Consider the following 13,933-nt stretch of genomic DNA (forward strand, 5'->3'; position numbering starts at 1 on the left):
CCCATCCTTTATATCAAACATCAATACATGACTTAAAAAGTCTAAAACATTAAAAAGAAAAAGTCAACTGCTCATTACTAAAAGTATTAGCGCCTTTATTGACTAATATTAACCCCTATCTTTTTTAGATCTTCCAAAAAGGAAGGATAGCTTATATTAAAGCATTCGGCATCTTGAAGGATAAAATCCGATTTTTCTTTATTTTCGATACCTGCACCCATAACCGTAAGCATCATAGCTATGCGGTGATCCCCATGCGAAAAAACTTTAGCAGGTTTTAAGTTCTTTCCTCCGCTTCCTCGGATAAGTAAAAAATCCCTGCCTTCCGCAATATCTGCTCCAAGTTTTTTTAATTCTGAGGCAATTGCAGAAAGTCTGTCGCACTCCTTATAACGGCATATTTCTATATTTTTTAAAAGGGTTTCGCCATTTGCAAAGGATGCGATTGCAGAAAGAGCCGGCACCGCATCCGGAATATCGGAACAATCAAAGGTTCCGCCCTTTAAGCTTGAAGGGTAAATTTTAAGGGTTTGTGTTTTTTCTTCAAAGCGGATATCGGCGTTCATTTCTTTTAAGACCTCGACTATGCGGGAATCCCCTTGTACGTCATTTATATCTATGTTGCTTATACTGAAAGGAGAAGCTGTAATCAATGCTAAGGCAATGAGAAAGGCGGCGCTTGACCAGTCAGCCGGGATACTTGCCGAAAAGGGCGAAAGTTTTTGATTTCCGTTAAGTCTAAAGGCCTTAAAATCATCCGAAGCATCGAATTTAATACCGCAAGTTTTAAGCCAATGAAGGGTCATTTTTAAATAGGGCAATTCCCCTGCTCTTTTTAAATTTATTTGTAAAGAAGACTCTAATAAGCCGGCTCCAAGCAAGAGGCCGCTTACAGGTTGCGAAAAATCTCCTTCAAGACAGATTTTTTTTTCTTCAAGGCATGTGATTAAAGATGCTGTTCCTAAACGTCTGATGTGAGTTCCTAAAACCCGTATAGGAGCTCTTTCGGGGCTGTCAAGAAATTCGTATTTTAAACCCAGCCCCTCATAAATTTCAGTTAAGGGTTTGACAGGTCTTTTTAGAATTGACGAGTCGCCTGTTAAAACAAAGTCTGAAGGCATCAAGGAAAGAAAAGAACCTAAAAAATAAAAAAGAGTTCCGGAATTCCCGGTATCTATTTTTACGGATTTTTGCTTTTTAATCTGTTTTTTTAAGCCTTCTTTCGGAGGAAAAACAACTATATCTGCAGAAGATGTGTTTTTTTGCGCGATTTTAAATTTTACGCCTAAGGATTCAAATACCGCAATGGCCGTTTTAGTGTCTCCGCTCATAAGAAGATTTTTAATCTCGGAAGAACCTTCTGCAAATGAGGCTAAAACAAGTGCCCTCATCGAATGACTCTTTGAGGGCGGAACCTCTATCTGTACCGGAGAAAGATATGAAGATTTTTTAATCTTTAAAATCATTTTTTTAAAAGAGCTTTTAGTTCTTTTAGGCGTTCTTGGTCTTCACAGCCGGCAAGAAGCTTTATCGTTTCCTTAGCCTTTTCTTTCCGGTTTGTCTGGATATAAAGATTTGTAAGATCGAATAAAAGTTCCTCGCTTGCGCCGAATTCTTCGATAGCCTGCCTTAAGCCTACCTCGGCACGGGCATGGTCGCCTTTTTTTATTGCAAGAAGAGCTATAAGCCTATATATTCTTTCCGTAGGCGCAATATCCATAGCCTTGACCAAAAGACCGTCAGCATCGTTTAAGTAACCTATCTGAATTGAGTTTTCAGCCTTATCTGTTAAAAGGACCGGATCTTCGGGTTTTAGCTTTAAGGCTTTTTGAAACCAAATATCGGCTTCATCATATTGCTCGTCAAAGAACAAGGCATTTGCATAAACATGAAAGGCTTCGCCCCTATTTCTTTCTGCTGCCAAATCGGCCGTTCCTGCCTCTATATCAAAAAGAGGGGCACATTCCTTTAGGCGGCCTTGAAGGCGCATAACTTCTACATAGTTTTCCAAAATAACTATCTCATCCGGGAGCATATTGCGGGCTTTTTCAATTTCGATTTGTGCATCAAAAAAGGCATCTTCATCAATAGCGCAAAGAGCTTTTAAATTAAAAACCCAGCCGTTGTTAGGCTCAAGGGCTTCTGCCTCTAAAAGAGGAACAGAGCAGTCTTCCCCTATTAGATACAAGGCCTCAGCCAAGCGAAAATGATAAAGGCCGTGTTCGGGTCCAAGCTTACAAGCCTTTTTAAAGAATTTAATAGCTTCCTCAGGGTTTTCATCGTGGATAAGAAGACCGTACAAATACCATATCGTAGAATCGCTTGTCTTTGCATCACAGAGCTTTTTAAAATTAACCTTAGCTTCCCATTTATTATCTACAGCATAATAGAATTTACCGCTTAAGGCCCATGTACGCTCATCTTCCGGAGCAATACGCTCAAGGGCGTTTATTACATCGGCCATTTCATTGTATTCTTCAGAAGCCAAAAAGATTTTTCCGGCTTCAGTATAGGCTTCTATAGCCTCTGACTTCTTTCCCGCAAGATTTAATTCGTTTGCCTCATTATATTTTAATACGCCCTGTTCAGGTTTTAATGCAAAGGCCTTTGCATAGAAAGCGGCCGATTTTTCATGTTCTCCTTGAGAATTTAAAAAATGCCCCTGTAAAGAGCAAAGCAAGACCGACTTTTCAATTTCTTCAGTAGGAATATCTTTGAGAAGATCTCCTAATTTTTTCATATTTCCCGATTGGTAGTAAAGGCCGGCAAGTTCAGCCATTATTTCATAATTATCGTGTTCAATATCAAGGGCCGATAAAAATTCTTTTTCAGCTTCTTCATTTAAACGCTGAGCAAAATATATTCTTCCTGCCAAAATATGATCTTGAATACCGGGATCACGTAGTTTCCATGCCTGCTTTATTTGATAAACAGCGGCTACATATTGTCCCATAGCGTAATATGTTGAAGCAAGGTTGATATAGGCCTCAGGAGAAATAGCATCAGGATTATTGGCGGCGGAATCGGTATTTTCGACAAGGAGGGGCTGAGAAATAATTTTAAATTCGTTTAAATAAAATTTTACCTTTGAGTGCGATTCCCAGTTTTGACCGGCAAAGCCTATTTTTCCGGCAGCTTGGACAATATCGGAATCGAATTTACCAAGCCAAGTATTGTTTACAAGGACCGTTATACTTGTTCCTGCACAGATTAGTTTTATTTTAAATTTTGAACTATCAACATCGGTTAAAGGCTTTGTCCAGCCTAGGATGGGCATGGGAGTAGAATTTACAACAGCTTCAAGCCTTATCCATCCCTTGTCGGAAATAAGAAGAGAGTAAAAGGCCTTATCGCTTATATGTCTAAACACAAAGCCGGCAGCACAATAGCCTGCACTTGTATTTTCTTCAGGAAAAAAGTTATCGGTAAAAACAGGCAGCTCAATTTCGGCATCAAGCACGAAGTCCTTATACCTAAATACAGGGTTTAAGGACCAAGCATAAAGATGTTTGCGCTTAAGCTCCAAAGAGTAAGATTGTTTACCGTCAAGGTTTTCTTCAAACAAAGACCGGTAACCGTCTCCTGTTTCTTCTAAAAAACGGGCATTTTCTTTTTTAGAAAAATCGGCTTCCCATATCTCTTCTTTTATTTCTTCCGTGTCTATCGCCGGCTGAGATTTTTTGCCCTCATACTTTTTTAGAATTTTGTTCTTAAAATAATAAAAATATAATTTAAGTCGTTCCATAATGCTTTATAGAGATTACAAAAAAAACGCATTTTAGTCTAGCAGGTAATTACAATTCTATTAACAACAGCAGGTAATTACAATTCAATGCTTTCTATCTTTTTTTCCGCATATATTCCATAGGGCTTAATCAAAACTGCAAAGACAGCGGCAGGTATACCGCAAAAATATATTAAGATTACCCAGAGATAGGAATTCATGGTGAAAAATACTACAACGGCAGAAATAGCCAAAATAATCATATTAAAAAACATGATAAAAACAACATTTGTATTTTGCTTCATTGCTGCCACAGGATTATCCCAATGAAGTTTAGGATGGGCCGTATCCAAAAATAAGGAAACAAGGTTGACAAGGGCCGAAAAGCAAAGGGCTACCAAGGCCGATAGAACTATATGCAGAAGGCCGAATTTAAATACAAAGCCTGCAAAACCAACCCCTATTACTATGGCAAAAAGAGCGAAAATCATGGCATGGGCTAATTTAGCGTACATATAAGCTGCAATATCAATAGGCAGACTCTTAATAAAAGGGATAAATTTGGCATCCCTTGAAAGAGCCGTATCTGCAATGTTAGTCATAGAACCTAAAAAGCCTGCTGCAAGGCCCGTAATTACAAAGCCCGCATTTCCCTGCATAAAATCAAGTACATGAGGCGGCACATTATTTAAGTTTGTCCCCTTTGCAATACTTATAACGATTATCAATATCGGCATAAATATAATCGAAAAGGGGCCGTTTAAAAGATAAACCGGAGTACGGTTCATCATTTTAAATTCCCTCTTTAAATAGGCCATAAAGGGGCTTGAGCTTTTTATGTTTTTATGTAAAAAGGCTGAAACCTGTTTTGCTTCAAGTTTTTTTACGCTTTTTTCGTTAAAACCTATAAGGCTTTCGGTATAAAGTTTTGACATAAGACCGATGACCAAGGCCGGAAGGGCTCCACAAAGGGCAATAAGGACTACTAGATATAAAAAGCTTGTAATGGAAGCCGGTTCACTTAGTATATGGCCTACAAGTTTTATGGGAGGATAGTATAAGCCGTAATTTTGGAAGATAACAGCATTGGATTCGACTATTTTATAAAGAGCCTCAGGATCGGAACCAGCAGCCGATTGGATTATATAATTGAAGCCCAGGGCCAAGGCCATACCTAAAATTCCGTTTATAGCCATGACAACATTTTTATTTTTAAACACCTTACTAAAACGCATAATTAGGATATTAACAAAATAACAGGCGGAAATCATGGGGAGAGGAATCGCAAGGGAGCAGATGAGGGCCCAGAGATAAAATATAAGAGGCGGAGACTCCATATAGCCGTATATTCCCATCAAAACTGCAAAAAATGCAAAAGAAGTAATTAAAGAGTTAATACTGTTTGCACAAAATTTTGATGCGAACAAGGTACGAGGCTTAATTGGCATAGACAAAAACTGTTCTTCAATTTCACCGATATAGTAGGTGGAAACAGTAAGCATAAAGCCGAATAGGAGACTCATAAAAGAGATAATAACAGCCGTTACCTCAAAAAGAATACTTATATTGTTTACAGCCTGTGCCGTTCCGTATAGGCCGAAAATAAAAAAGCCGAAGATAAACAAAAACTCGGCAAAAACCACTAAAAACAAAACCGCCATGCCGAGTATCTTAGCCTTGGAATTTCTTGTTACGGTTTGACCGCCCTTCTTTTTTCTTTTTTGAATTTGAGCCTTAAAATTTTTAAAATTAAAAACCGAAGCCAAATAAATTTTAACCAATCTAAAAAAAACTTTCATAACTTTTAGCTCTCTTTAAGCGTCCCCGTTTTCAAAATCAGAAGAATATTTATCGTCAACAAGCTCCAAAAAGAGCTTTTCAAGAGAAGCGTTTTCGCCTCTTTTTTCACGCAGCTCCTGTAAAGAGCCTTCAAACATAATCTTACCTGCATTTATGATTGCAAGCCTGTCGCAAAGTTTTTCGGCTACTTCCATGACATGGGTCGAAAAGAAAACGACCTTTCCTGCGTCTGCTCTTTCTCTCATAATTTCTTTTAGGGAAAAGGCAGATTTAGGATCCAAGCCTACCATAGGTTCATCCAAGATCCAAACAGGAGGATCGGATAAGAGGCTTCCGGTAACCAAAAGTTTTTGCTTCATTCCGTGGGAAAAGCTTCCTATACTCCCGTTTAAGGCTTCATTTATGCCGAAAAGCTTGGTATACCGCTCTATTCTTTCTTGTCTTAAATCTGCGGGTACTCCATAAACATCGCCTATAAAATTTAAGTATTCGGCAGCCTTAAGCTGAGAAAAAAGTTCCGGGTTATCGGTAACATAGCCTATTCTTCTTTTTGCTTCCATAGGGTCATCGGCTATGTTTATGCCGTCAACAATTATTGCTCCGGAATCGGGATTAAGGACACCCGTTATCATCTTAATTGTAGTTGTTTTTCCGGCTCCGTTCGGCCCTAAAAAGCCGAAGATTTCGCCGTTTTTTACGTTTACCGAAATACCGTCTACAGCCTTTGTTTTAGAAGATCCGTAAGCCTTTGAAACATTTGAAATTTCAATCATAAATACCCCCGTGAACTGTTTATCGTAATTCCCCTAAACTGTTTTACCGTGCCTTGCGCATTTTTTTTATACTTTCTTCAAGATAACCGCACTCAACCAAATATTGTCTGCGAGAAACTACCAAGGCCATAAGCTCCTTGTACATTTCAAAATTAACTTCCAAAGCTATAGGAAAAATATAGAGCTCCGTCTCATTGCAATAGCGTTCAATAAATTCGGGATCCGTCACAAAACCCAAACTTATCATATTGCTTATTCTGTCGGCACATTTTAAAATTTTAGCCTTTTCGGACCCGTTTTTTATTATGTTTTTTAGATATTCGGTCTTCTCTTGACCCTTTTTCTTTGTAACCTCCAAAACAAGCTCATAAACCTGTCCTGATTCGGAATCGATACTTAAAATTTCGTTTACATTAAAATCCTCTATATCTTCGATAACATCATGAATTAAAGAAGCCTTTAAAAGAACACTGTCGATGTATCCGTAGTCTATAAGAATGCCCATAGTATCTACCTGATGCCGGAACATATTTCCTCCTGCATGACGGGCCTTTCCGATTAAGGCGGTAGCAACCTGCATGTAAGGAGCAAGATAAATTCCCTTTAATATTCCTAAATCTCTTGTCAAAGTAAACTCCTTATTATTATAAGCTAAAATTATACTAAAATAAAAAGTTTAGTGTCAAGAAGGGGAGAAAAGTACAAAGGACTTCTCACTTTGTTTCATCGGGGTGGAGGCCGGGTTTGGCATTGGCTAGGAGGAGTTTTAAGCGGTTGAGCTGGTTTACCTCGCTCGCCCCCGGGTCGAAGTCGATGGCAGAGATATTGGCCTCAGGGTAACGGCGTCGCAGCTCCTTTATCATTCCCTTGCCGGTTACATGATTGGGGAGGCAGGCAAAGGGCTGAACACAGGCAATATTTGAAACGCCTGAATGAATGAGTTCTATCATTTCAGCCGTCAAGAACCAGCCTTCTCCCGTCACATTACCCAGCTGCAAAATTCCGTCTACTGAATCAGCTAGTCTGTATATGCTCTCAGGAGGAGTAAAACGCTTGCTTCGCTTTAAAGCTTTTTTTATAGGCTTTCTGTATCTTTCCATGACCCAGATTGTAAAATTTGCAATGAATCGTTTTTTAAACGAATAATCGAGATAGGTATTGTGATAGATACCCGAAACAGAAGAATAAAGAAAAAAGTCCAAGAGATCAGGAACGACACATTCCGCTCCTTCTCTTTCGATTGTACTAAAGATATCGTTATTGGCTGCAGGGTGGAATTTAACCAGGATTTCCCCTACTACGCCGACCCTCGGTTTTCGGATATTTCTTAAGGGGAGATTGTCGAACTCGCTTACAATACCGTTTATTATTTCCCTATATTTTTTAGAGGACATTTTTTTTAACTCATCCTTGATACGGACGGCATATTTTTTATATATTTCGTTTGCAGAACCGGGAACCTTTTCGTATGGGCGGGTACGGTAAAGCACCCTCATCAAAAGGTCGCCTAAGCACATGGCTTGAGCAACCCTGTGTAAAACAGGGAGCTTTAATTTAAAACCGGGATTTTTTTCGATGGACTGGGCACTGATACCTATTACCGGAACAAAGCCCAAACCGGCATCTATAAGGGCCCGCCTGATAAAGCCTATGTAGTTTGTGGCCCGACAGCCTCCCCCTGTTTGGGTAATCGCCAAAGCTGTGGTGCGTAAATCGTAGCGGCCAGATTTTAGGGCTGCTATCATCTGTCCTGCAACAATGATGGCAGGATAACAGGCATCATTGTTTATATACTTTAAGCCGTACTCTACGGCAGTTTGATCTATTTCGGTAAGAATTTCAAGATTATAGCCTGAATGAGAAATAGCTGCCCCTATAAGGTCAAAATGAATGGGAGACATCTGAGGGGCTAAAATAGTGTATCGTTTTTCCATATCCTTTGAAAAAACTATGCGCTCATAGGCCGAGCTTTTTTTTGTTAAAGAAAGTTTATGCCTCTTTCTTTCCTTGACAGCAGCCAAAAGACTACGTACTCTTATTCTCACGGCTCCGAGGTTTGAACCCTCATCTATTTTTATGAGGGTGTACATCTTCCCCTTTGACTCAACTATTTCCTGAACCTGATCGGCCGTTACCGCATCCAAACCGCAGCCGAAGCTGGTAAGCTGTATAAATTCCAGATTATCTTGAGTTGCAGTAAAGTTTCCGGCCCTATAGAGACGGTTATGATAAGTCCACTGATCTACGACACGCAAGGGCCGCTCTATTTTTCCTAGGTGGGCAACCGAGTCCTCGGTTAAAACCGCAAGACCGAGACCGTTGAGCATTTCAGGGATGCCGTGGTTTATTTCGGGGTCAAGGTGATAGGGACGGCCTGCAAGCACAATGCCTTTAAGATTTTTTTCTTTCATTATGCGTAAAACCTCTTCTCCCTTCTCCTCCGTTTCCTTTTTAAAGCCTTCTTCTTCGGTCCATGCCGCATTAACGGCAGTCATTATTTCTTCCAAACGTATCGAAAACTTTGCACCCAGCTCCTCATGAAGACGATCTATCAATCGGTTCTTGTCATAATAGGGTAAAAAGGGATTTAAATAAATTATATTTGCATCCTGCCTGAGAACATCGATATTGTTTTTTAGAACCTCAGGATAGCTTGTAACAATGGGGCAATTATAATGATTTCCGGCTCCGTCATCTTCTTTTTTTTCGTAGGGAATACAGGGATAGAAAATATTTTTTACGCCTAATTTTAAGAGGGCCTCAATATGACCGTGAGCTATCTTTCCGGGATAACAAACCGATTCGGACGGAATAGATTCAAGACCCATCTCGTAGGTTCCTCTGGTTGAGCGGGGAGAAATTCTAACCGAAAATCCCAGCTCAGTAAAAAAGGTAAACCAGAACGGATAGTTTTCGTACATGTTTAAAACCCGCGGAATTCCTATCTCGCCTCGTGGAGCTTCATTTTTAGGAATGGGCTTATATTTAAAAAGCCTCTTATACTTCCAGTCAAAGAGGTTGGGTATATCTTTTTTGTTTACATCTTCTTGATCTTTAGAGGAAACTTGAGATGAACACTCTTCAATTCCGCTGTTTTTATCGAGTTCTGCACCGCGCTCACACCTGTTTCCCGTAATAAAACGGCGCTTTACCCCGCAAATGTCGAAGGTATTTACGGTTAAAAGGCAGTTATTCGGGCATTTGGGACAGCGCAATAAATCAAGCTTTACCTTAAAGTTTTCCAAGCCTTCCATATCGGCAATGTTCGATCTTATTTTTCCTTCGGAAAGATTTTCTTCGTCAAGGTCATGCCATTGATCTTTTGCAATTAAGGCAGCTCCGTATGCACCCATAAGGCCTGCAACATCGGGGCGGACAGCCTGTCTTCCCGAAACGAGCTCAAAGGCACGCAAAACGGCATCGTTATTAAAGGTTCCGCCCTGCACTATTACCTTGCTTCCTACCTCGGAGGCATCGCGCAATTTAATAACCTTAAAGAGGGCATTTTTTATAACGGAATAAGAAAGACCTGAAGAAATGTCTCCTACCGAGGCTCCTTCTTTTTGAGCCTGCTTAACGCGGCTGTTCATAAAAACCGTGCATCGTGTACCTAAATCTACGGGTTTTTCGGCAAGAAGAGCCTTATTTGCAAATTCGCTTATGCTCATTCCGAGGGATCGGGCAAAGTTATCCAAAAAGCTTCCGCAGCCTGAGGAACAAGCCTCATTCAGCTGAATAGAGCTTATGGCTCCGTTTTTCATGCGGAGGCACTTCATATCTTGACCGCCTATATCCAAAAGGAAGTCTACTCCGGGTAAAAAGAATTCTGCGGCACGGTAGTGTGCGATCGTTTCAACCTCTCCTGCATCTACACCCAAAGCAGCCTGAAAAAGCCCCTCCCCATATCCTGTAGAAACGGAGCGGGCTATATAGGCTTTTGGAGGAAGCATTTTGTAAAGGTCTTTTAAAACCCTTACTGCAAGTTCGACAGGATTTCCTGCATTTACATCATAAAAACGCCAGAGAATTTTTCCTTCCCCATCAATTAAAACGGCCTTGGTGGTAGTTGAGCCTGCATCAAGCCCTAAAAAGACGGGGCCGGAAGCAGAGGAAATATCGGCCGAGGGAGCTTTTTCCTTTGCATGCCTTATCCTGAAAGTCTCAAGTTCTTCTTCATTTTTAAAAAGAGGAGGAAGGCGCTGAACCTCGGGCATCTCGGAAGAAGCTATCTTATAAATATCTTTTTTGAATTTTGAAAGTGCTATAAACCGGGGTTTTGTCTCAGGCTCCTCCTCAAAAACAAGAGGCGATTTATTTTCGTCCTTTTTTGTAGAGGTTTTAAACTGAGCCTTTTTTAGGTCCAAGAGAGCAGACCGGTTAAAGGGAGAGCTTGAAGTCTTAGGTATCTTAAAGCCTCCGGCGGCACTCAAGGCTGCCCCCATGGCTACAAAGAGTTCCGAATTTTCAGGAGTGATAATTTCATCTTCTTTAAGCTTTAAGGTTTCGATAAACCTGTGCCTTAACTGATCTAAAAAATGTAAGGGGCCTCCCAAAAAAGCAACCTTTCCCCTTATGGGCTTACCGCAGGCAAGGCCCGAAATAGTCTGGCTTACAACAGCCTGAAAGATGCTGGCTGCTATGTCCTCTCTTTTTGCGCCCTCGTTTATAAGGGGCTGAACGTCGGTCTTGGCAAAGACTCCGCAGCGGGCGGCTATAGGGTAAATGGTCTTAGCATTTTTTGCAAGCTCGTTTAAGCCCAAGGCATCGGTTTCCAAGAGGGCGGCCATCTGGTCTATAAAAGAGCCCGTACCTCCTGCACAGGTTCCGTTCATTCTTTGCTCGATATTGGCGTGCTCAAAATAAGTAATCTTTGCATCCTCGCCGCCGAGTTCTATTATAACATCGGTGTGAGGAATTATTTTTTTTACGGCGGCAGTTGAGGCTACGACCTCTTGAATAAAGGGAATATTGAGCCAGTGCGAAACGGCAAGCCCTCCTGATCCCGTTACAATGAGGGAGAGCTCTACATCTTCTCCGTATTTTTTTTCGACAGCTTCAACAGCAAGTTCGCAAACGGATATAATAGTTGTCCGTATATCGGCCCTATGCCTTTGATACTTACTGAACAAAACCGTTCCGTCATCTTCTAAAACAATAACCTTTACGGTAGTCGATCCGACATCGATTCCAAAACGCAGCACACTCTCTCTATTCATAACACCAACCGATTTTAAATTATAATTTTATATCCATGTCCTTATCCAAGGGATATATTGGACGCGGAGTTTGAGGGTAATCCAAGGTTTCCAAGACCTCGTTTGAACAGCCCTTAGATTCCGCCAGTATCGCCCTCTTTGCTATTTTTTGAAAACAGGGTTCCAAATAACCCAGCTTTACAATGACTATACAATAATCTTCTGCATTTACACCCAAGGCAGGCAAAAGTTCATCATCCCCAAAGCCTATGTGATTTGAGGTTAAAACTATTCTTATGTCTTCCATTTCGACAAAAGCCAATCGGGAATCATAAACGCCGTAGTTTTTTACAAGTTTTAAAACCTTTACGGAGCAAGGAATTTTTTTGCCGTTGATTTTATCCCATGTTCCGCCTATAGTTATTTCTAAGGAAGCCCCCTCCCCTGCCTCAAAGCATTTTTCAACGGCAGCCTTATCGAAAAATCCGGAATAAAGCACCTTAGTGGGTAGAGCTCTTAAAGCTTCTTTTTGTTTTAAAAGAGCCTCAAAGCACTCGGTGGAATCTCCGGTAGAACCGGCTGTAGGATTATCTCCCGAATCGGAGACAAAGACGGGGCATTCTTTATTTTGCATTACCGATTCAACTGCGGTTTTTATTGCAGTAAAGGAATCATAATGCTCTACCTTAAATTTAAAATTATGACGCTCGGCCCAAAATTCCTTGGCTATCTTTAAGGCTGCCCTGTCTGCAAGGGCCTGATCGTTTAAGGCAGTTGTTACAATGTTTACTCCGTTATCCTTGCTGTCTGCCCACGGAAAGCCCAAAAGAACGGAGGCGGCAAGCAAGCCATTATCCTTTTCGGCCTCGACACAAGAGGCGATTAAACTCTTCATAGGCTCGGCGGCGGTTTCGCTTTTTTCTCCTGCCACCAGCATGGGGATTTTTACCCTTCCTATACAAAGTTTATTTGAAGGCTCTAAGGCAGCTTTTAAAAGTTCGGCTGCATGGACACCGGTTTCATAGCAGTCAATATGAGGAGCGGTTTTATAACCTACGATACCGTCACAATATTTAATCATCTCATCGGTTACGGTAGCATGCATGTCCAAAGCTGTCGTTAAAGGAATATGGGGAAGCTTTTCGCGGATTGCTTTTAAAAGGTCTCCTTCGGCAGGTCCTATTTTTTGAACCTTTAAAGAACCGTGAAGGCCTAAGCAGATGCCGTCAATCGGAGCTTCTAAAAGGGCCTTATCTATATAGGCTAAAAAATCTTTTTTAAGCTCGGTATATAGATTATAATCCACCAAGCCGTTCGGAACAGCCCTTGCAACTACGGCAGGTACTACCTCCCAGCCCCATTTTTGAATAGTTTCGATAATTCCGGTAGAAGAGTAATAGGGTTTTAAACCTTTTGTTAAAACTTCTTCTCCTCTAAAAATAACAAAATCTTCAATACCCGTAATAATAGGATTAAAGCTGTTCGACTCGTGATTTATGCATCCTACTAAAATTCGCTTCATTTTATATTCTTACCTTATTTCTTTTTTCCTTGATTTGCAACTGCATTTATTTTTGCGTTTATTTTTTCTTGGTCTCCCAGATAGCGTTTACTCATAACCTTAAAATTCTTATCGAATTCGTAGACCAAGGGAACGCCTGTCGGAATATTTACGGAAATGATTTCTTCATCGCTTAAATTTTCAAAGTACTTGACCAATGCCCTGAGGGAGTTCCCATGGGCTGTTATAAGAATTCTTTTTCCTTCAAGCATTTGAGGCTTTATAGTCTCTTCAAAAAAAGGAACGGCTCTGGCTATGGTATCTTTTAAGCTTTCGGTTAGAGGGAGCTCCGCTTTTTCAATACCCCTGTATTGTTCCTGCAAATAGGGACAACGCTTATCTCCTCCTTCCAAGACAGGAGGGGCAATATCAAAGGATCGGCGCCAAATTTTTACCTGATCCTCTCCGTATTTTTCGGCTGTTTCTGCTTTGTTTAAGCCCTGCAAGGCCCCATAATGCCTTTCGTTCAGCTTCCAAGTTTTTATGACGGGAAGCCATTCTCTATCCATCTCGCTTAAAATATGATTGAGGGTGTGGATTGCCCTTTTTAGATAGGAGGTATAGCATATATCGAAGTCAAAACCTTCTTTTTTTAAGTAAGTTCCGCCCTCCTTTGCTTCTTCTACACCCTTTTCGCTTAAATCTACATCCGTCCAGCCGGTAAATAGATTAAGCTTATTCCATTCACTTTCGCCATGCCTGACCAAAACCAATTTCATATAGTCCTCCAATTAAGGTTAATATTATACGATAGGTGTCATAGTGTCAAGAGAGAAAAAAATAAGCTTAGATAAAAAAAATAAAAAAAAATATATTTTTAAAAAAAGTACTATTGTTTTTAGCTAAAAGCTATAATATAATGGAGGCAGGAGGAAAATTA

At 40.6% G+C, this 13,933-nt stretch carries 8 protein-coding genes; all 8 read right to left on the bottom strand.

All coding sequences use genetic code 11. The annotated features are described in order from the left end of the window. Positions 1-95: 95 nt before the first annotated feature. Positions 96-1,466, bottom strand: coding sequence for a 3-phosphoshikimate 1-carboxyvinyltransferase (gene aroA / locus E4O04_RS08645; RefSeq protein WP_253687713.1), 1,371 nt, complete (start codon positions 1,464-1,466; stop codon positions 96-98). Beyond that, entirely contained in the window at positions 1,463-3,745 is a 2,283-nt protein-coding gene (locus tag E4O04_RS08650) for a tetratricopeptide repeat protein (RefSeq protein ID WP_253707354.1), read from the bottom strand. Before E4O04_RS08650 ends, aroA begins: the two co-directional genes overlap by 4 nt. A gap of 77 nt (positions 3,746-3,822) precedes the next feature. Next, positions 3,823-5,523 carry a hypothetical protein gene (locus E4O04_RS08655; protein ID WP_253707356.1) on the bottom strand — a complete coding sequence of 567 codons (1,701 nt, stop codon included), beginning with the start codon at positions 5,521-5,523 and terminating at the stop codon, positions 3,823-3,825. 15 nt (positions 5,524-5,538) lie between these two features. Beyond that, positions 5,539-6,297, bottom strand: coding sequence for an ABC transporter ATP-binding protein (locus E4O04_RS08660; RefSeq protein WP_253687710.1), 759 nt, complete (start codon positions 6,295-6,297; stop codon positions 5,539-5,541). 43 nt (positions 6,298-6,340) lie between these two features. After that, positions 6,341-6,925 carry a hypothetical protein gene (locus tag E4O04_RS08665; RefSeq protein ID WP_253687709.1) on the bottom strand — a complete coding sequence of 195 codons (585 nt, stop codon included), beginning with the start codon at positions 6,923-6,925 and terminating at the stop codon, positions 6,341-6,343. Positions 6,926-7,010: 85 nt separating this feature from the next. After that, positions 7,011-11,513 carry a 2-hydroxyacyl-CoA dehydratase gene (locus E4O04_RS08670; protein ID WP_253707357.1) on the bottom strand — a complete coding sequence of 1,501 codons (4,503 nt, stop codon included), beginning with the start codon at positions 11,511-11,513 and terminating at the stop codon, positions 7,011-7,013. 19 nt (positions 11,514-11,532) lie between these two features. Next, positions 11,533-13,014 (bottom strand): M81 family metallopeptidase, encoded by a 1,482-nt coding sequence (locus E4O04_RS08675; protein WP_253707359.1) that lies wholly within the window; start codon positions 13,012-13,014, stop codon positions 11,533-11,535. 14 nt (positions 13,015-13,028) lie between these two features. After that, positions 13,029-13,772, bottom strand: coding sequence for a 2,3-diphosphoglycerate-dependent phosphoglycerate mutase (gene gpmA / locus E4O04_RS08680; protein WP_253687706.1), 744 nt, complete (start codon positions 13,770-13,772; stop codon positions 13,029-13,031). Between the last annotated feature and the right edge of the window lie 161 nt (positions 13,773-13,933).

The sequence above is a fragment of the Treponema sp. OMZ 799 genome (assembly GCF_024181365.1).
Taxonomy (GTDB): domain Bacteria; phylum Spirochaetota; class Spirochaetia; order Treponematales; family Treponemataceae; genus Treponema_B.